Below are 18012 nucleotides of genomic sequence, written 5' to 3'. Positions count from 1 at the left end.
GTCGCGTCCGTCGTACGTCACGGGCGGAGTGCCCAATGCCGGACGGGACACACCGGACTCAGCGCGAGAGGCGGCGGGAGCGGCGCGTATCGACCAGTACGTACAGCAGGACGACCAGCGGCGGGACGGCCGCGCCGAGGGCCAGGCCCGCGAGTACGTCGGTGGGCCAGTGCACGCCGAGATAGACCCGGCTGGCCCCGGCCAGCACACACAGCACCGCCGTACCCGTCCACAGCAGGATCCGCGCCGCCCGGGAGGCCGTCCTCACGGCGAACACATAGGCCAGGGCGAGCAGTACGGCGGTGGCGATCACCGTGTGCCGGGAGGGGTAGCAGAAGCCGTCCTCCTGCACCTCCCACAGCTTCGCGGGCGGCCGGCTGCGGTCCGCCAGGTGCTTGGCGACCGTCGCCACCGCGACGGCCAGCACGGCGGTGGCGCCGACCAGCACCAACGGCCGCCAGGACCGGTCCCGCCAGGCGGGCCACAGCGCCACCAGCACCCCTCCGACGAGCAGCGGGGTCTGCGAGACATCAGTGAGGTACCTCATCGGCCCGTTCAGCACATCCTGCCGGTGCCCCACCACTTTGGTCAGCACCGTCCAGTCGAGGAGGCCCGTACCCCTTCCGAGCACCAGGTACGTGGTGGCCGCGAACAGCAGCAGACCGGCCAGCAGTCCGGCCCCCGGCGGCAGCAGCCGGGCCCGCCGGGAGGGCTCGTCGTACCGGGGGAGCCGCCGGGCCGTGCTCCCCGCGGGAACCGGCACCTTGACCGGGGCCAGGTGCTTGAGCAGCCCGCGGGGGTCGACGGTGTCGGGGGTCTCGCCGATCGCGGTGGCTTCGGACGACTTCGTGGAAAACTGCCCGCTCATCGGGGGCTCCTCCTTGTGGGCCGCTGAGGGCACGTAGCCCTCAGTAGAACGACAGGTGGCCACAGGTGCGAGCGGGGCGCCGCCGGGCGGGTGGTCCCTCAGGGTTTGACGGCGTGCAGTACGCGCATACCGCGCGGGCCGGTCTCGTGGTGGCGGACCCGCAGACCGACCTCGGCGCACTGCTCGTCCAGCCACCCGGCCGTCAGTCGGAGCTTGGGATAGGCGCTGGTCTCCAGCCGCCAGCCGGCACCGTCGCGGGTGTGCAGCAGATCGTGGACGAGCACGGTGTCCTCGTCCACGTACTCCAGGAAGCAGGTGAGGATCCGGTCCTCCGTGCCGCGTACGGAGAAAAAGCGGTCCGTGCCCCGCGCCACCTTCTCCTGCTCGCGGTAGGTGGCCACGAAGCTGCCGCCCCGGGTGAGCATGCCGGAGACCTCGACCAGCAGTGCCAGTACGTCCGAGCGGTGGGGCAGATGCGGGAGGGTGTCGCCCAGGCACAGGACGACCTCGGCGGATCCGGACGCGACGGTGCGGGGGTAGGCGCGGATGTCGTCGCGTACCGGCCGTATCGCCTCCGCCGCCGGGGTGTTCGCGGCGTGCCGGAGGAGTTCGTCGAGCAGCTCCTGGCTGGTGTCGACAGCCGCCACCTCGGTGAAGCCGAGCCGCGCCAGCGCGAGCGCGCCGGGACCGGGACCGCTGCCGAGGTCGATCGCGAAGGACCCCGCGCCCGGCTCCTCCCGCGGCAGGCCGAGTCCACGCAACAGGTCGAGCTGCGCGGTGACCGCGGCCTCCAGATCCCCGCCGAGCATCCAGGTGTAGTGCGCGGCGAGGAGGGACGCGTAGTGCGCCTCGTACGGGGCTTCGCCGTCGGTCCTGCCGGGCGTGGGGGCTGCGCCGTCGGTCCTGCCGGGCGTGGCTGCGGCTGTCATGGGCGGTCCTCTCCTGCTGCGGAATTTGCGGACTCGGGGGCGGTGGCTGCGGACTCGGGTGCTGCGGACTCGGCTGCGGTGGGTGCTGCGGACTCGGCGGTGGCTGGTGCGGGACTGGCTGCGGATTCCGCTGTCGCTGAGTGCCGCGCAGGGCGGGCACCCGCCACCGCGGACTGCCCGGTGCGGACCCACGCGGCGAGGTCGGCGAGGTAGACGTTGCCCAGTGATGCCTCCAGCGCGCGGCCGAGGGCGGCCCGGTAGGTCGGGGTGGTGTCGGCGTACCACTGGCGTCCCAGCGGGGTGATCCGCGCGGCGACGGCTCGTCCGTCACCGCGCGCGGCGGCGCGCTCCGCCAGCCCGCGCCCCTCCAGCCGGGCGACGAGCCGCGTCACGCTGCTGTCCTTCAGCCCGATCCGGTCGGCCAACTCCCCCATACGCAGGGCTGTCGCCTGCTCGCCGACACCTCCGCCCTCGCTGCCGGCTTCGGCGTCGGCGCGGCTGAGCGCGCACAGCGCCCGGTACTCGGACAGCGGGAGACCGTGGCCGCGCGAGAGGGTCTCGTCCAGCTCGCGCTCGACCCGCCCCAGCAGCCGTACGGCCATGCACCAGCGGTCGTCCTCGGCGTCGTCCGCCGGACGGGGCGGCTCCTGCGGGGCTTCCGCTCCCTCTCGTTCCTCTGGCGATGGCTCTGGTTCTTCTGCTTCCTCTGGCTTGATCGGCACACGAGGAGCATAGGTCGAACAATCTGCTTGTACAAGCAAGTAAATTCGACCGCGCCTCGGCCCTCATCCGGTCGTGGGGAACGCCGCCCTCAGCAGAAAGCCGCCGTCCCCGTCCTGCTCCGCACAGCATGTGCCGCCGAGCAGCAGCGCCCGCTCGCGCAGACCGAGCAGCCCGTGACCGCTCTCCGGGTACGCCTGCGGCTCGGGCGGGGCGGCGGCCGGGCCGTTGCGCACCTCAACGGCCAGCCGCTCGTCGGCCGTCCCCGCTTCACGCATCCGTACCGTGACGCGGACGTGGGCGCCGGGCGCGTGCTTGCGGACGTTGGTCAGCGCCTCCTGGACCGTGCGGTACGCGGCACGTTCGACCGCCTCCGGCAGCGGGGCGCTGCCCGAGCGCAGGGCGGCGGGGAGGTCCAGCGCCACATCCAGCCCGCTCTCCCGCACCAGTGCGGGCAGGTCGGCGACCCGGGGCTGCGGGGTCAGCCCGGTGCCGGTACCGCTGCCGGAACGCAGCGTGCCGACCATGTGCCGCAGCTCCGCCAGCGTCTTGACGGCGAGTTCGCGCACGGTCAGCGCCAGGTCCCGGCAGGTGGCGTCCCGGCACGTCATCTGGAGGGCGCCCGCCTGCACGCTGATCAGGCTCACCTGGTGTGCGACCACGTCGTGCATCTCCCGTGCCAGCTGCGCCCGTTCGCGGGTCACCGCCCGCTCGGCCAGCAGCTCCGCCTCCCGGTGCCGGCTGGCGGTGAGCTCCTGTACGCGCTCGTGCAGCTGCCGCCGCGTACGCGTCCAGCGCCCGGACACCGCGGGGGCAGCGCCCTGGACGCAGGCGTCCACCATGTCGAGGAGGTCGTGCCGGTCGGCCGACGGCGTGAAGCCGTCCAGGGGGTACGGGACGTACTGCGCGAGCGCCAGCGCCACGGCTCCCGCCACCGCGAGCGCGTTGCTGGAGCGCCGGGACGTGACCGTATAGAGGGCGATCATCGGCGCGAACCAGATGTAGCCGACATACATCCCCAGCAGCGTCACCACGAGCACGGCGACCGGCAGTCGCCGCCGCACCAGCAGCGCGAGCGCCGCCGCCACCGAGACCCCCAGCTCCGGGCCGAGGTCGGCGCCGTTGACGAGGAAGGCGTCGTTGAGGCCGAGCGCCACCGGAAGGGCGAGGCCGAGTATCTGCCGGCGGGCGGGCGCCGGAGGCATTGCAGGGTTCACGGTGCGGGGTCGCTGTCGGGGTTCATGGGGCGGGGGGCGGGTGGGGGTCACGGTGCGGGGCGCTCACGGGTTCATGGCGCAGGGTCACTGACGGGTTCACGATGCGGGATGGTTCACGGTGCGGTGTCGGGGGAAGGGCCGGGTCCCACCAGTCCGGCCCGGTCGGCGAGTACGGCCGCCTGGACCCGGTTGAGGCCGCCCAGCTTTGCCAGCAGCGCGCTGACGTGGTCCTTGACCGTGCCGTGCGCCAGGTGCAGCCGCTGCGCGATCTCGCCGTTGGACAGCCCCTCGCCGACCAGCGCCAGCACCTGCCGTTCGCGGTCGGTGAGCGAGGCCACGCGGCGCTCGGCGTCCCCGTCCGTCCTGCCGCCCAGGTAGCCGCCGATCACGGTGGGCGTCACGCCGGGCGCGAGCACCCGGCCGCCGTCCGCCAGCACCCGCACGGCGTGCACCAGTTGTTCGGGCGCCGTGTCCTTGAGGAGGAAACCCGCGGCGCCCGCGTGCAGCGCGGCGCCCAGGTACTCCTCCGCGTCGAACGTGGTCAGCATCGCGGTACGCGGCGCGTCCGGCAGGGCGTGCAGCTCGCGCAGCACGGTCAGCCCGTCCACGTCCGGCATCCGGATGTCCAGGAGCAGCACGTCAGGACGGTGGGCCAGCACCGTGGCGACCGCCGCGCCACCGCCGCAGTCGCCCACGACCTCGATGTCCGGGGCCGTACCCAGGATCAGCCGCAGCCCGGAGCGCACCAGCTCCTCGTCGTCCACGACCACGACCCGGATCACCGTCGCGCTCCTTGTGTCCTGTGCCTGCTCCCTCCCCGGTCCACTCCTCCCCGCCCTGTGGAGAGGCTACGGCAGCACGCCGGGCAGCCGGGTGCGACCTGGAGACGAGATACCGGTTTCCCCGCCCCCGCCGGTCGGCGGGGGGCGGGTGGTCGGGTCAGTCGCGGACGTTGATGACTTCGAGGATGTCGATCACGGACAGGAGGGTCGCGTCGGGCGGGATCCTGTCTCCCGCGCCTTTGTCGCCGTAGGCGAGCTTGGGCGGGATCGAGACCTCCACGCGGGAGCCCGCGCGCTGGCCGAGTACGGCCTGCTCCCAGCCTTTGATGACCTGGCCGGTGCCGATCTGGATGAGGAACGCCTCGCCGCGGTCGTAGGAGTTGTCCACGGTTTCGGCCTTGGTCCACTCCTGGATGAGGTAGTGGCACTTGACGTGGTCGGACTTGGTCACCTTGCGGCCCGAGCCCCGGATCAGCGTACGGACGACGAGCTCCTCCGGCGCTGCGCCGCGCTCCTTCTCCACCGTCGGCCGCCGGCCCAGCTTCTTGCCCGCGATGATCTGCGGCAGCGGCCCGCTGCCCTCGCCCCGGTTGCCGGGCCCGTCGTCGGCGGCCTCGCCACCCGGCGCGGCGGACCGCTGCGCACGGCCGCCGCCCTTGCCGCCGTCTCCGCCCTCGCCCTCGTTCATCACCTCGAGGGCGGCGAGCGTCCCGCCGGTCCCGACCGCGGCGACCCCGCCCGCGGTCAGCGCCAGCAGCGCGCGGCGGCTGAGGCGGCGCCGCGGGGGAGCGCCGGGTGTGCCGGTGCCGGGGATGGCGGCCGTCTGCGGGGTGGGGGGCGTGCCGTGTCCCGGGTGCGCCAGGCCGTACGGGGACGCGGCGGGGCCCGGTGACGGTGGGGTGTTCGGCGACGGTGGTTGGCCGGCGGTGCTTGGCGATGGTGGTTGGTCGGCCGTGCTCGGCGATGGTGGTTGGCTGGCCGCGCTCGGGGACGGCGGTTGGGCGGCCGCGTTCGGCGACGGCGGTTGGGCGGCCGTGCTCGGGGACGGCGGTTGGGCGGCCGCGTTCGGCGACGGTCGTTGGCCGGCCGTGCTCGGCGATGGTGATTGGTCGGCCGCGTTCGGCGACGGCGGTTGGGCGGCCGCGTTCGGCGACGGCGGCCCACCGGCCGTGCTCGGCGGCGGTCCGTAGTCGCCGCGGGGCACCGCGAGGGCCTGCCGTGGGTCGTCGGGCTGCCGCCGGGGACCGCCGCGCTGCGGATCGTCGAGCCGCTGCGGCTCCAGCTGTTCCGGCAGCTCCACCAGCGTGGAGACCTGCGGCGGCAGCCAGCGCCGCTCGCCCACCGTCTGCGGGACGGCGAACTCCGCGCGGAGTGCGGCAACCGTCGGCCGCTGCTCAGGGTCCTTGGCCAGACAGCGTGCGAGGGCGTCGCGCAGTCCGTCCGGCACCCCGTCCAGCTGCGGCTCGTCCTCCAGCACGCGGTACATCAGCGACATCGGTTCGCCGACCCCGAACGGGCCCTTGCCGGTGGCGGCGTACACCAGGGTCGCGCCGAGTGCGAACACATCCGTGTGCGGGCCGGGGGAGGTGCCCCGCAACTGTTCGGGTGCCATGTAGCCGGGGGTTCCGGGGGCCTGCCCGGTACGGGTGAGCTGGGAGTGTTCGCTGGAGTGCGAGATGCCGAAGTCGATGACGCGGGGACCGTCGTCGGCGAGCAGGACGTTGGCGGGCTTCAGGTCCCGGTGGGTGAGCCCGGCGGTGTGGATGGCCTCCAGCGCCGCGGCGATCCCGGCCAGCAGCGCGCGCAGCGAACTCTCCGGCAGCGCCCCGCTGGTGACGACGGCGTCCGCGAGGGAGGCCGCGGGTATGTACGCCGTGGCCAGCCAGGGGCGGCGGGCCTCCGGGTCGGCCCCGAGGACCGCGGCGGTGAACCGGCCGTCCACTTTCCGCGCGGCCTGCACCTCGCGGGTGAACCGCCGCCGGAACCCGGCGTCGTCCGCGAACTCGCCCCGCGCCACCTTGATCGCGGCCAGCCGGCCGTTCCGTCCCTGTCTGCCGAGGAACACCTCCCCCATGCCTCCGCTGCCGAGCCGCCCCAGCAACTCGTACGGGCCGATCACATAAGGATCGTCAGCCTCCAGCGGCTTCATCCCGTCCCGCCCCTCCCTGTCATCCGGCCACCCGATCGCACCGAGTGAGCGTACGACTTCCCCATCGGTGATGCCGGTGCAGGGGCGTACGCGGGCTGCGCACAACGGCGGCTGACGGGGCGTTGGCGAACAGGTTCGGCGCGGCTACGGCTTGGTCGCGGTGCCGAGGATGTGGGCCGTGCGGGGCAGGAACGGGGTGGGGGCGAAGCCGAAGCGGTCGAGCTGGTCCAGGGTGAAGCCGGCGGACCGGATGGCGGCCTCGGTGTCCCGGTTGGGATGGCAGCCGCCGCCCACCCGGCGCCACAGCGGGGTGATGGCGTCCTCCAGCAGGGCGCCGATCCGGTGCCGGGAGCGTACGTGCTCGTAGAAGCGCAGCTGCCCGCCGCTACGCAGCACCCGCGCCGCTTCCGCCAGCGCGGCATGCTGGTCGGCCACGCTGCACAGCACGAGCGAGAAGACGACGGCATCGAACTTTCCGTCCCCGCCCGGCAGTTGCCCTGCCTCCCCGGCAACGACGGTGACGGGCACGGGCGCCGCGGCGGCCGACCGCAGGGCGACGGTGCGCAGGGTGTCCTCGGGTTCGAGCGCGACGAGTTCGGTGACCGTGTCCGGATAGTGCGCGAAGTTGCGTCCCTGCCCCGCACCGACCTCCAGTACCCGGCCGCTCAGCCCCGCCAGCAGCCGCCGCCGGTGCGTGGCGCCGCCGCGGCGGTCCGACTCGGCCGCGATCTTGAGGTACTGACGCGCGAAACGCGGGTGCTGAAGGTCCGCCCGGCTGGGCGGGGTGGCGTCCGGCATCAACGGTGCTCCGTCTTCCCGAGTGCTTCTGTGCCGTCGGTACGCGGACAACTGCCCTCGGCCCACGTATTCGCTACGGCGACGTATTCGCTACGGCTACGTAGTGGAGCACCGGGCCCGGCCCCGGGCAAGAGACCACGAGTGGACCGGACACCGAAAGAGTGACGGCGTCCGCCGAGATCCGCGAGGTCCCGCCGCCCGTCCTATGGCTCTCCCCTCAACCTGGCGCAGCGGCGCCCGACTTGTGTGGGAAGCGTGGTTGATCCACAGTGTATTCCGTACCGTTACCGGAGCCACACGCAGCGTGATTGAGGTCGGAGGCGGGGGCCTCAGAGGGCTCCGGAAGATCCGCCGATCCCAGGAGAACTGTGTCCCTCCCCGGCAATCGCGCCACCTGGCAGGAGGCGGAGACCCGCGTCCAGGACGTCTTCCCCCAGGTGCGGCGCTACCTCACCGCACTCCTCGACGACTACTGCGGGCACCATGACTCGCTGCGGTCCGCCGTGCAGGCGCTGATCGCCGGCGGCCGGGAGACCCCGCACGAGTTCTCGCTGCCGCTGCTCGTCCATGCGGCGGTCAACGGCGAGCCCGAACCCGCTGTGCCCGTTGCCGGAGTGCACGCGCTGTGGTGGCGGTCCGCCAATGTGCTCGACGACTTCGTCGACGGTGACGTCGAGCAGCTTCCGCTGCGTGGGGTGGACCGGGGCGTCGCCATGATGGCTGCCCTGGAGGCTGGGTACGCCCTGCCGCTGCGCGCACTGGAGGCCGCACCGCTGCCTGTTCCGCTGCGCCGCCGGTTGACGGCCGACTATCTCGACGGCTGGACCCGCGCGACCGACGGACAGATCGGCGACATCCTCAACCGCCCGCAGGATGTCGGGACCGACGAGGTGCTGGAGGTGTACCGGAAGAAGAGCGCCTCGATCTACGAGATGGCGTGCCTCATGGCCGCCCGACTCGCCCACGGCACGCGTGGCGACCGGCCGTACGCCCACACTCCGCCCCGCTGTCAGGGGCGTGCGGAGCCGTACGCCGACGGAGCGCTCCTGGAGGGCACCGAGGAGCAGTCGATCGCGGCCTGGGGCGAGTTCGGGCACATCCTGGGGCTGCTCGCGCAGTTCCGCAACGACCACGACGACCTGTGCGGCGGTCCTGGTGAGGACTTGCGGAACGGGACGGCGACCTATCTGCTCGTCCATCTGCTGCGGACGGCCCCGGTCGCCGACCGGGAGCGGGCGCTGGCCCTGCTGGATCAGGCGGCCACCGTGGAGAGCAAGCGCCGGGAGCTGGCCGACATGATGCGCGCTCCCGAAGTCGTGCGCCCCTACAACCGGTTCCTCGCCGAGCTGAGCGGCCGTGCGTACACGCTGTTGGACACTCTCGCTCCCGCGTCGCCGTTCGCCGACTGCCTGCGTGCGCGGGTGGACGCGGAGACGATGCTGCTGGAGCCGACACGCCCGCCTGCCCTGGCCGGGCGGGCCGGATAGCCGGGCACCGAGAGTGGTCGTATGACTGCGTCGGCGGCCATGTCGGCGGGTGGTCCGGACGCCGGGCGTCGATGGGTGGCACTCGGCGTGCTGGTGTGCGGCGCGTTCCTGACCAATCTGGACGTGCTCATCGTGGTCGTGGCGATGCCCGCGCTGCGGCACGGCCTCGGCGCGGACCCGGGGGACCAGCAGTTGATCCTGGCGGGCTATCAACTGGTCTACGGAGCCGGGGTGATCGCGGGCGGACGGCTGGGGGACACCTTCGGTTCCTTCCGGGTCTTCGGTATCGGGATGACGCTGTTCACCGGGGCCTCGACGGTCTGCGGGCTCGCGCCGAGTGCCGGGGTGCTGGTGGTGGCACGCCTGTTCCAGGGCGCCGGGACGGCACTGATGGTGCCTCAGGTCTACCGGGCGGCACAGCTCCTCTTCTCGGCGGAGCGGGACCGGAGGATGGCCTTCGCGGTGATCGGGGCCGCGATGGGGGTGGGTGCCGTCAGCGGGCAACTGGTGGGCGGCTGGGTGCTGGCGGCGGATGTGGCCGGGCTGGGTTGGCGGGCGGTGTTCCTGGTGAACGTGCCGGTGGGGGCGGGAGCCCTGGCGCTGCTGCCGTGGGTTTCCGGCCCGCGCCGGCAGCGGCTGCCCTCCGCCGGGCAACCGGCAAGCGCCCGGAGCCGCCCCGATCTCGACCTGGCCGGCACGGCGGTGGCCGTGGGCACGCTGGGTCTGTGCACCGTGCCGTTGGTGGTGGGGCGGGACCTCGGCTACCCGTTGTGGTGCCGGCTGTGTCTGGTCGGCGCACTGCCGCTGGCGGCAGCCTTCGTACGGCACGAGCGCGAGGTGGAGCGGCGGGGCCGTACGCCGATGATTCCTCCGCGGTTGCTGCGCTCGACCGGCTTCCGCCGGGGGCTGGCGCTGCTGACGTTGATCAACAGTGGTGTGACGTCGTTCCTCCTGGTCCTCGGGCTGCTGTTGCAAGAGGGCCTGGAGTGGGGGCCGTTGGCGACGGGAGCAGGGCTGCTGCCCGCCGCGGGCTCTTTCGCTCTCGCCTCGTTGCTGGCCCCCGGGCTGGCCCGGCTGTTCTCCGACCGGCGGTTGCTGTGCCTGGCCGCAGCGGTGGCGTGCGCGGGGTACGCGATGTGCGCGGTCAGTGCCTGGTGCGGCGCGGTGCCGTGGCTGATGGCCGCACTGGGTGTGGCCGGCACCGGGATGGGGTGCTTCCTCGCCCCCGCCTTGGCGATGACGCTTCGTACGGTGGCACCTGCCGACTCCGGTGCGGCGTCGGGAGTGATCGCCTCCGTGCAGCAACTCGGGGCCGCACTGGGCGTATGCGTGTTCGGCGCGGTGTTCTTCTCGCTCACCGGCGCGGGCGTGCCCTGGCTGCGGGCCTTCGCCCTCACCACCTGCGCCGTCGCCCCCACCACGGTCGCCAGCGGCGTCCTCGCGGCGCTGTGGCCGGTGACTTCCCGCGCCGCGCCCGACAGTTCGGGCCGTACCCATGGTCGCGGCGACACGGTTCCGGCCGACGGTATGTGAGGGCATGTGAGGGCATGTGACGGTCTGGGTCGACCTGTCACGGCATGTGGCGCCGATGGTGGCGCTACCACCCCTCCCTAGGGGGTGCCAGCCGCATGGGCGACGGCATCCGTTGCGGAGATGGTGTGTTCGGGGATTCCGCTACCGGGCGGCCACGGCCTCGGCCACGGCCCACAACGAACATGTGGGGAACAGATGAAGCAACCCATGGAGCACGTTCTCGCACGCCGTGCACTGCTCACCGGCGCGGCAGCGGCCGGTGCGGGAGTCGTATGGGGAACCGCGGGGCAAGCCGTCGCCGCCGGGCGGGGCCGGCCGGTACCGCAGGCGGCCGTCGACGCCGAGGTGGCGCGCGTGGAGCGCCGGCTGATCGAGCTGCGGCGGGACCTCCACCAGCACCCCGAGGCGCCGGGCGAGGAGTGGCGTACCGCCGGAGTGGTGGCCAGGGAACTGCGGGCGGCCGGGCTGAAGGTCACCACCGGGGTGGGCGGTCATGGGGTCGTCGGCGTCCTCCGGGGCTCCCGTCCGGGCCGTACCGTCGCCTACCGGGCGGACATGGACGCGGTGCCGCCGGGAGGCATCGTCGGGGGCGGTACGGCGCCCGCGCATGTGTGCGGGCACGACATCCACACCACGGTGGGCCTGGGCGTCGCGCGTGTCCTGGCGCGGCTGCGGCGGCAGTTGAGCGGGACGGTGGTATTCGTCTTCCAGCCTGCCGAGGAGGCGCTGGCCGGTGCCCGCGCGGTGATCGACACGGGTGTGCTGGAGCGTACTGGCGACGCGGAGATCCACGCGCTGCATTGCGGTCCGTTTCCGGTGGGCCGGTTCGCCGTGACCCCGGGCTACGGGCTGCCGGGCCAGGACCGCGCGGAGGTGACCCTCTCCGGTCCGGAAGCGCCCGATGCCGCACGGCGCCTGGCCACCGAGATCGGCGCGCTCGCCACGGTGACGCCCCCGCAGACGGCCGCTGACCTGGAGCGGATGGTCGCCGACGTCCAGACGCCCGACGGGCCGCTGGCCAGGTTCGTCGCCGTCCGTGCGGCAGCACAGGACGCCAAGGTGAGCGTCTCCTACCGCTGCTGGCCCGAGGAGCGATACACGGAAGTACGCGCCGACATCCGCCGACTGGCCACGTCCTACGCGGGCGCCACGGTGACCTTCCCCACCGAGCCGTTCCCCGCCATGGTCTGCCCGGAACAGGACGCCCGCGTACTCGCCGACCACCTCCGCCGCACTCTCGGCCGCAGCGCGGTCACCGAACTGCACGCCGCCTTCCCCTTCAACGGCGAGGACTACGCCCTCTACCTCGACCGCCTCCCCGGCACCTACACCTTCCTCGGCGTCCACCCCCCGAACACCCCCATCACCACCGCCTACCCCCACTACCCCGACTTCGCCCCCGCCGAGCAAGCCATCCCCACCGGCGTCCGCGCCATGTCCGGCTGGCTTTCCCAACGCACCGCCGGCAACTGAGCACGAACGAGGCGGCGTACGCCGACGGTTGTCGGCGTACGCCGCCTTTGGGTGGGGCGCGTGGCGGGAGGGGGTCCTCCGGCATGGCCGTTACTTGGGGTCGCGGTTGAACTTCGCGGCGGACCAGAAGTAGCCGAGGACCGCGAGGCCGAGGCACCAGGCGGCGGCGATCCAGCCGTTGTGGCCGATTTCGGTGCCGAGCAGCAGGCCGCGCAGGGTCTCGATGGCGGGTGTGAACGGCTGGTACTCGGCGATCGGCTGGAACCAGCCCGGCATCGCGTCGAGCGGGACGAAGGTGCTGGACAGGAGCGGCAGCAGAATCAGGGGCATGGCGTTGTTGCCGGCGGCCTCGGCGTTCGGGCTGATCAGGCCCATGCCGACCGCGACCCAGGTGAGTGCCATGGCGAAGAGCACGAGCAGTCCGAACGCTGCCAGCCACTCCACGACGGTGGCGTCCGTGGACCGGAAGCCGATGGCCACGGCGATGGCGCCGACGAGGACCACGCTGGCGATCGATTGCAGCACGCTGCCGATGACATGTCCGACGAGCACCGAGCCGCGGTGGATCGCCATCGTACGGAAGCGGGCGATGATGCCCTCGGTCATGTCGTTGGAGACGGAGACCGCGGTGCCGATCGTGGTGCTGCCGATGGTCATCAGCAGGAGGCCGGGTACGAGGTAGGCGATGTACTCGGCGCGGTCCGCACCGCCGCCGCCGATGCCTCTGCTCATGGTGTCGCCGAAGATGTAGACGAAGAGCAGCAACAGCATGATCGGCGTGAGCAGCAGATTCAGGGTGAGGGACGGGTAGCGCCGGGCGTGCAGGAGGTTGCGGCGCAGCATCGTGGACGAGTCGCGCACCGCGAGGGAGATCCGGGTCGGGCGGGCGGGAGCCAGGGGGGCGCTCATCGGACAGTCTCCTTGGGCTGGTTGGGGACGCCGCCGCCGGTCAGGGCGAAGAAGACGTCGTCGAGGTCGGGGGTGTGCACGGTCAGCTCGTCGGCCTCGATGCCGGCCGAGTCCAGCCAGTCGAGGAGGGAGCGCAGCTCGCGCTGGCTGCCGTCGCTGGGTATCTGGAGGGCGAGGGACTCGTCGTCCCTGGCGACCTCGCGCAGCGCGGAGGCGGCGCTCTGGTACGCGGCCGGGTCGGTGAAGCGGAGTCGGACATGTCCGCCGGGGATCAGCCGCTTGAGCTCCTCCGCGCTCCCCTCGGCGGCGATCCTGCCGTCGTTGAGCACGGCGATACGGTCGGCGAGTTCGTCGGCCTCCTCCAGATACTGGGTGGTGAGGAAGACGGTGACGCCGTCGGCGACGAGCTCGCGGATGATCTGCCACATGTTGTGGCGGGAGCGCGGGTCGAGGCCGGTGGTCGGCTCGTCGAGGAAGATGATCCGCGGATTGCCGACCAGGGTCATGGCGATGTCCAGACGGCGCTTCATACCGCCGGAGTAGGTGGATGCGGGCTTCTGCGCGGCCTCCACCAGGTCGAAGCGCTCCAGCAACTCGGCCGCGGTGCGCCGCCCCTCGTTGCGGGAGAGGTGGTGCAGGTCCGCCATGAGGAGCATGTTCTCCTCGCCGGTGATCAGGGCGTCGACGGCGGAGAACTGACCGGTGACGCCGATCGCGGCGCGTACCGCCTGGGGCTCGGTGGCCAGGTTGTGGCCGCCGATGTGGATGTCGCCGGTGCCCGGGTCGGCGGAGATCAGGGTGGAGAGGATCTTCACGGCGGTGGTCTTGCCGGCGCCGTTCGGGCCGAGCAGGGAGAAGATCGTTCCTTCGGGGGCGGCCAGGTCGACGCCGTCGAGGACGGTCTTGTCGCCGTACGACTTGCGCAGCCCGTTCGCCGCGATGGCCAAGCTGGTCATGGTGGATGCTCCTTTGGAGGCCGCAGGCGGTTTCAGAGGCTGCGGGCGGTGATGTCGCCGTGCTGGGTGGTCGCGTGGATGGTCAGGCCGGCCCCGGCGCCGTCGGTGTTCTTCAGGGCGTTGTGAATCCGGCCGTAGCCGGTTCCGGCGTCCAGGGAGGCGGAGACCCCGGCCGCGGCACCGACCGACACGCTGCCCATCTGGGCGCTCAGCGCGAGGGAACCGGCCAGGGCCTCGTCGATGGTGATGTCGCCCTTCTGGGTGCTGATCTCCGCGGGGCCGCCCAGCCGGCCGACCAGGACGTCGCCGTCGAGGACGGTGAGGCGGGCGCTCGCGGCCTCGTCGATCTTGACCGAGCGGTGGCCGTCCGCGCAGACGACGTCGCCGAGCCGTCCGACGCCGCGGAACTCGGCGGCGGCCGACTTCGCCTCGACGTGGGAGCCGGCGGGCAGCTGGACGGTCACCTCGACGGACCCGGTGTGGCCGAGGATCCGGTTCTTCGCCTCCGGGGCCTGGATCCGCAGGACGCCGTCGCCGTAGGCGACCTCGATCTGCTCCGCCGCCTTCACGTCACGGCTCTTCGAGGGGTCGGCGGGCAGGACCTCGACCGTGGTGTCGGACCGGTCGGCGGCGATGAGCTGGATGCGTCCCGCGGGGATGTCGATGACGGTGGAGATCGCGGCGGGGGTGTCGAACTTCTGCATGGTGTGCTCCTTGGCTGCTTGCTGGCTCCTTGTTTCTGACAACGGAAAAGCTACGTTGCGTTCAAGAATCCGGCAACAGACTCGTTGCGTTCCTTCTGCATAAGTGCAGGTCAGAGTCATTAATTTGTTGCAATGGGTCGGAAGCTAACGCAACAAAACCTGCCCGCTCGTTGCAATGGATTGGAGGTGAACGCTATGGTGGAGGCACTCGAGGAGCACGAAGGAGACCGCGATGCCCGGAGGCAGGCTCACCCAGCAAGAACGTCAGCAGATCGCGCTGGGGCTGGCCGACGGCCTCGCCTACGCGGAGATCGCCCGACGTCTCGACCGTCCGACCTCGACGATCACCCGCGAGGTCATGCGCAACGGCGGCCCCACCGCCTACCGCGCCGACCTGGCCCACCGCGCCACCGAACGCCGCGCCCACCGGCGCCGGCAGGCCGCGCCCCGGGGCGCGGAGGCGCCCGCGCCTGCCTACGGGCGCGACGCCGAGGCGGTCCGCGCGTACGAGGAGACGTTCACCACCGTCATGATGCAGTCGGGCATGCCGAAGATGATGGCGCGGGTCCTGGCCTCCCTCATCCTCACCGACACCGGAAGCCTCACCGCGTCGGAACTCGTCCAGCGCCTGGACGTCAGCGCGGCGTCCGTCTCCAAAGCGATCGCGTTCCTCGACGGCCAGGGCATGGTCCGCCGGGAGCGCGACGAACGCCGCCGCGAGCGATACGTCGTCGACGACGACATCATGTACCAGTCGATGATGGCCAGCGCCCGGTCCATGGCCCAGGTCGTTGAGACCGCACGGCAGGGCGTCGGCATCCTCGGCCCCCACACCCCGGCCGGTGTCCGCTTCGAGAGCATCGCCCGTTTCCTCGACTTCGTCTCCGAGAGCACCGTCCGCGCCGCGGAGCAGGCCCGCGACATCCTCCACACGAAACCCGGAACGCCCTCGGACGGCGCCGCTGAGCCGAGCCCGGACCGCGGATAGCCGAAAGCCGGAAAACGAAACGTCCAGGCCGGCCCGCACGCGGCGGGCCGGCCTGGACGTCAGGTCAGACTCGGATCAGACCGTGATCAGGCCAGATCGAACCGGTCGAGGTTCATCACCTTGTCCCACGCGGCCACGAAGTCGTTCACGAACTTCTCCTTCGCGTCGTCGCTCGCGTAGACCTCCGCGAGGGCGCGCAGCTCGGAGTTGGATCCGAAGACGAGATCGGCGCGGCTGCCGGTCCACTTGACCTCGCCGGTGGTGGCGTCGCGGCCCTCGAACGTGTTCGCGTCCTCGGACGTCGCCTTCCACGAGGTGCCCATGTCGAGCAGGTTGACGAAGAAGTCGTTGGTGAGCTTGCCCGGGGTCTCGGTGAGGATGCCGAGCTTCGACTGATCGTAGTTCGCGCCCAGCGCCCGCAGACCGCCGACCAGCACCGTCATCTCGGGGGCGCTCAGCGTGAGCAGGTTGGCCCTGTCGAGCAGCAGGTACTCGCCCGGCAGCCGGTTGTCCTTGCCGAGGTAGTTGCGGAAACCGTCGGCGGTCGGCTCCAGCGCCGCGAACGACTCCGCGTCGGTGTGCTCCTCCGTCGCGTCGACCCGGCCCGGGGTGAACGGGACCTCGATGTCGTATCCGGCGTCCTTGGCGGCCTTCTCGACGGCAGCGCAGCCGCCGAGCACGATCAGATCGGCCAGGGAGACCTTCTTGGCACCGGAGTTGAACTCCCGCTGGACGGACTCCAGGACGCGCAGCACCGTCGCGAGCTCGTCGGGGTTGTTGACCTCCCAGCCCCGCTGCGGCTCCAGCCGGATACGGGCACCGTTGGCGCCGCCGCGCTTGTCGCTGCCGCGGAACGTCGAGGCCGACGCCCACGCGGTGGTGACCAGCTGGGAGACGGACAGCCCCGAGTCGAGGAGCTTGGCCTTGAGGGCCGTGACGTCCGCGGCGTCGATGGCCTCGCCCTCCGCCTCCGGCAGCGGGTCCTGCCACAGCAGGGTCTCCTCCGGGACCTCCGGGCCGAGGTACAGCGACTTCGGGCCCATGTCACGGTGGGTGAGCTTGTACCAGGCCCGGGCGAAGGCGTCGGCGAACTCCGCTGGGTTCTCGTAGAAACGCCGGGAGATCGGCTCGTAGACCGGGTCGAAGCGCAGCGCCAGGTCCGTGGTGAGCATCGTCGGGCGGTGCTTCTTCGACGGGTCGTGCGCGTCGGGGACGATCTCCTCGGCGTTCTTCGCGACCCACTGGTGGGCGCCGGCCGGGCTCTTGGTGAGCTCGTACTCGTACTCGAAGAGGTTCTTGAAGAACCCGTTGCTCCACCGGGTCGGGGTGGTCGTCCAGGTCACTTCGAGGCCGCTGGTGATGGCGTCCTTGCCCACGCCCGTGCCGTGCGTGCTCTGCCAGCCGAGACCCAGCTGCTCCATCGGCGCGGCCTCCGGGTCCGGGCCGACGTTGTCCGCGGGGCCGGCGCCGTGGGTCTTGCCGAACGTGTGGCCACCGGCGATGAGGGCGACGGTCTCCTCGTCGTTCATCGCCATGCGGCGGAACGTCTCCCGGATGTCGCGGGCCGCGGCGATCGGGTCCGGATTGCCGTTGGGGCCCTCCGGGTTGACGTAGATGAGGCCCATCTGGACGGCGCCGAGCGGGTTCTCCAGCTCGCGGTCGCCGGTGTAGCGGGCGTCGCCGAGCCACTCGGTCTCGGGGCCCCAGTACACGTCCTCCTCGGGCTCCCATACGTCCTCACGGCCACCGGCGAAGCCGAACGTCTTGAAGCCCATCGTCTCCAGGGCGACGTTGCCGGTGAGGATCATGAGGTCGGCCCAGGAGATGTTCTGGCCGTACTTCTTCTTGACCGGCCACAGCAGCCGGCGGGCCTTGTCGAGGCTGGCGTTGTCCGGCCAGCTGTTGAGCGGGGCGAAGCGCTGCTGACCGGCACCGGCGCCACCCCGGCCGTCGCTGATCCGGTACGTACCGGCGCTGTGCCAGGCCATCCGGATCATCAGCGGGCCGTAGTGGCCGAAGTCGGCCGGCCACCAGTCCTGCGAGGTGGTGAGCACCTCCGCGATATCCCGCTTCACCGCTTGGAGATCGAGGCTCTGGAACGCCTCCGCGTAGTCGAACTCCTCACCGAGCGGATTGGCCACGGCGGGGTTCTTCGCGAGGATCTTCAGGTTCAGCCGCTCGGGCCACCACTGACGGTTTCCGCCGCCCTGGGTCGGGTGCGGGGCGCGCGTGTGCGCGACCGGGCAGCCGCCTGTGTCCTCCGTCTTCGCGTCTACGACGATCGCTTCATGGTTCTCAGACATGTTCTCGGACATGGGAATCCTCCCGGACTCGGCTGACCACGGTCCAGGAACTACCCAACGGTGGATTTTTCCTGCGGTGTCCTGCCCGTGTCCTGCCCCTTGGCTGTCGCTGGACTCGATCCTACGATGGACGAAATCCAAGTCAATACGACAACCACCCCCGTCATCTCCTTGTCAGACGGTTGTCGGACGATGG

Annotated in this window: 15 protein-coding genes; 4 read left to right on the top strand and 11 right to left on the bottom strand. The window is 71.8% G+C overall.

Annotation, left to right across the window (positions count from 1 at the left end):
- Window positions 1–58: 58 nt before the first annotated feature.
- The 7 genes from ACQEU8_RS16670 to ACQEU8_RS16640 all read right to left on the bottom strand — a co-directional run bounded on the left by ACQEU8_RS16670 (window position 59) and on the right by ACQEU8_RS16640 (window position 7463).
- Complete coding sequence (locus ACQEU8_RS16670; RefSeq protein ID WP_433101319.1) at window positions 59–868, bottom strand: phosphatase PAP2 family protein; 810 nt, start codon at window positions 866–868, stop codon at window positions 59–61.
- 98 nt (window positions 869–966) lie between these two features.
- On the bottom strand, window positions 967–1797 hold the full coding sequence (locus tag ACQEU8_RS16665; RefSeq protein WP_433101317.1) for a methyltransferase domain-containing protein: 831 nt from the start codon (window positions 1795–1797) through the stop codon (window positions 967–969).
- Complete coding sequence (locus tag ACQEU8_RS16660) at window positions 1794–2519, bottom strand: MarR family winged helix-turn-helix transcriptional regulator (RefSeq protein ID WP_433101315.1); 726 nt, start codon at window positions 2517–2519, stop codon at window positions 1794–1796. The genes ACQEU8_RS16665 and ACQEU8_RS16660 overlap by 4 nt, the downstream gene beginning before the upstream one ends.
- A 63-nt stretch (window positions 2520–2582) precedes the next feature.
- Entirely contained in the window at window positions 2583–3722 is a 1140-nt protein-coding gene (locus ACQEU8_RS16655) for a sensor histidine kinase (RefSeq protein WP_433101313.1), read from the bottom strand.
- 125 nt (window positions 3723–3847) lie between these two features.
- Window positions 3848–4516, bottom strand: a complete 669-nt coding sequence (locus ACQEU8_RS16650) for a response regulator (protein ID WP_433101311.1) — start codon at window positions 4514–4516, stop codon at window positions 3848–3850.
- A gap of 157 nt (window positions 4517–4673) precedes the next feature.
- Entirely contained in the window at window positions 4674–6665 is a 1992-nt protein-coding gene (locus tag ACQEU8_RS16645) for a protein kinase domain-containing protein (RefSeq protein WP_433101309.1), read from the bottom strand.
- A gap of 144 nt (window positions 6666–6809) precedes the next feature.
- The gene (locus ACQEU8_RS16640) at window positions 6810–7463 is read right to left on the bottom strand and encodes a class I SAM-dependent methyltransferase (protein WP_433101307.1); all 654 of its coding nucleotides are present in this window, start codon (window positions 7461–7463) and stop codon (window positions 6810–6812) included.
- A gap of 368 nt (window positions 7464–7831) precedes the next feature.
- On the opposite strand from ACQEU8_RS16640, the gene ACQEU8_RS16635 reads away from it, so the two are divergent.
- The 3 genes from ACQEU8_RS16635 to ACQEU8_RS16625 all read left to right on the top strand — a co-directional run bounded on the left by ACQEU8_RS16635 (window position 7832) and on the right by ACQEU8_RS16625 (window position 11956).
- Window positions 7832–8950, top strand: a complete 1119-nt coding sequence (locus ACQEU8_RS16635) for a polyprenyl synthetase family protein (RefSeq protein WP_433101305.1) — start codon at window positions 7832–7834, stop codon at window positions 8948–8950.
- A 21-nt stretch (window positions 8951–8971) separates the two neighbouring features.
- The gene (locus ACQEU8_RS16630) at window positions 8972–10483 is read left to right on the top strand and encodes an MFS transporter (protein WP_433101303.1); all 1512 of its coding nucleotides are present in this window, start codon (window positions 8972–8974) and stop codon (window positions 10481–10483) included.
- Window positions 10484–10690: 207 nt separating this feature from the next.
- A complete protein-coding gene (locus ACQEU8_RS16625; RefSeq protein ID WP_433101301.1) occupies window positions 10691–11956 on the top strand; it encodes a M20 metallopeptidase family protein in 1266 nt (421 codons plus the stop codon).
- 90 nt (window positions 11957–12046) lie between these two features.
- On the opposite strand, the gene ACQEU8_RS16620 is transcribed toward ACQEU8_RS16625, so the two are convergent.
- The 3 genes from ACQEU8_RS16620 to ACQEU8_RS16610 are packed head-to-tail and all read right to left on the bottom strand — an operon-like array spanning window position 12047 to window position 14525.
- Window positions 12047–12865: an ABC transporter permease gene (locus tag ACQEU8_RS16620; RefSeq protein WP_433101299.1), complete on the bottom strand. Its 819-nt coding sequence runs from the start codon at window positions 12863–12865 to the stop codon at window positions 12047–12049.
- Window positions 12862–13821: an ATP-binding cassette domain-containing protein gene (locus tag ACQEU8_RS16615; RefSeq protein WP_433101297.1), complete on the bottom strand. Its 960-nt coding sequence runs from the start codon at window positions 13819–13821 to the stop codon at window positions 12862–12864. The genes ACQEU8_RS16620 and ACQEU8_RS16615 overlap by 4 nt, the downstream gene beginning before the upstream one ends.
- A 32-nt stretch (window positions 13822–13853) precedes the next feature.
- On the bottom strand, window positions 13854–14525 hold the full coding sequence (locus tag ACQEU8_RS16610) for a DUF4097 family beta strand repeat-containing protein (RefSeq protein ID WP_433101295.1): 672 nt from the start codon (window positions 14523–14525) through the stop codon (window positions 13854–13856).
- A gap of 232 nt (window positions 14526–14757) precedes the next feature.
- On the opposite strand from ACQEU8_RS16610, the gene ACQEU8_RS16605 reads away from it, so the two are divergent.
- Window positions 14758–15513 carry a helix-turn-helix domain-containing protein gene (locus ACQEU8_RS16605; protein WP_433101293.1) on the top strand — a complete coding sequence of 252 codons (756 nt, stop codon included), beginning with the start codon at window positions 14758–14760 and terminating at the stop codon, window positions 15511–15513.
- Window positions 15514–15599: 86 nt separating this feature from the next.
- Here the strand turns inward: ACQEU8_RS16605 and katG are convergent, their stop codons facing one another.
- Window positions 15600–17816: a catalase/peroxidase HPI gene (gene katG / locus ACQEU8_RS16600; protein ID WP_433102447.1), complete on the bottom strand. Its 2217-nt coding sequence runs from the start codon at window positions 17814–17816 to the stop codon at window positions 15600–15602.
- Between the last annotated feature and the right edge of the window lie 196 nt (window positions 17817–18012).

The sequence above is a fragment of the Streptomyces sp. CA-250714 genome (assembly GCF_050936705.1).
In the GTDB taxonomy this organism is placed as follows: Bacteria; Actinomycetota; Actinomycetes; order Streptomycetales; family Streptomycetaceae; genus Streptomyces.
This window is presented reverse-complemented; position numbering and strand designations above follow the sequence as displayed.

What these genes read in the sequence shown, in the direction of transcription:
- ACQEU8_RS16630 (WP_433101303.1), top strand. Translation starts at nt 8,972, where the DNA reads ATGACTGCGTCGGCGGCCATGTCGGCGGGTGGTCCGGACGCCGGGCGT.
- ACQEU8_RS16655 (WP_433101313.1), bottom strand. Translation starts at nt 3,722, where the DNA reads ATGCCTCCGGCGCCCGCCCGCCGGCAGATACTCGGCCTCGCCCTTCCG.
- ACQEU8_RS16620 (WP_433101299.1), bottom strand. Translation starts at nt 12,865, where the DNA reads ATGAGCGCCCCCCTGGCTCCCGCCCGCCCGACCCGGATCTCCCTCGCG.
- ACQEU8_RS16670 (WP_433101319.1), bottom strand. Translation starts at nt 868, where the DNA reads ATGAGCGGGCAGTTTTCCACGAAGTCGTCCGAAGCCACCGCGATCGGC.
- katG (WP_433102447.1), bottom strand. Translation starts at nt 17,816, where the DNA reads ATGTCTGAGAACCATGAAGCGATCGTCGTAGACGCGAAGACGGAGGAC.
- ACQEU8_RS16640 (WP_433101307.1), bottom strand. Translation starts at nt 7,463, where the DNA reads ATGCCGGACGCCACCCCGCCCAGCCGGGCGGACCTTCAGCACCCGCGT.
- ACQEU8_RS16605 (WP_433101293.1), top strand. Translation starts at nt 14,758, where the DNA reads ATGCCCGGAGGCAGGCTCACCCAGCAAGAACGTCAGCAGATCGCGCTG.
- ACQEU8_RS16645 (WP_433101309.1), bottom strand. Translation starts at nt 6,665, where the DNA reads ATGAAGCCGCTGGAGGCTGACGATCCTTATGTGATCGGCCCGTACGAG.
- ACQEU8_RS16615 (WP_433101297.1), bottom strand. Translation starts at nt 13,821, where the DNA reads ATGACCAGCTTGGCCATCGCGGCGAACGGGCTGCGCAAGTCGTACGGC.
- ACQEU8_RS16610 (WP_433101295.1), bottom strand. Translation starts at nt 14,525, where the DNA reads ATGCAGAAGTTCGACACCCCCGCCGCGATCTCCACCGTCATCGACATC.
- ACQEU8_RS16625 (WP_433101301.1), top strand. Translation starts at nt 10,691, where the DNA reads ATGGAGCACGTTCTCGCACGCCGTGCACTGCTCACCGGCGCGGCAGCG.
- ACQEU8_RS16665 (WP_433101317.1), bottom strand. Translation starts at nt 1,797, where the DNA reads ATGACAGCCGCAGCCACGCCCGGCAGGACCGACGGCGCAGCCCCCACG.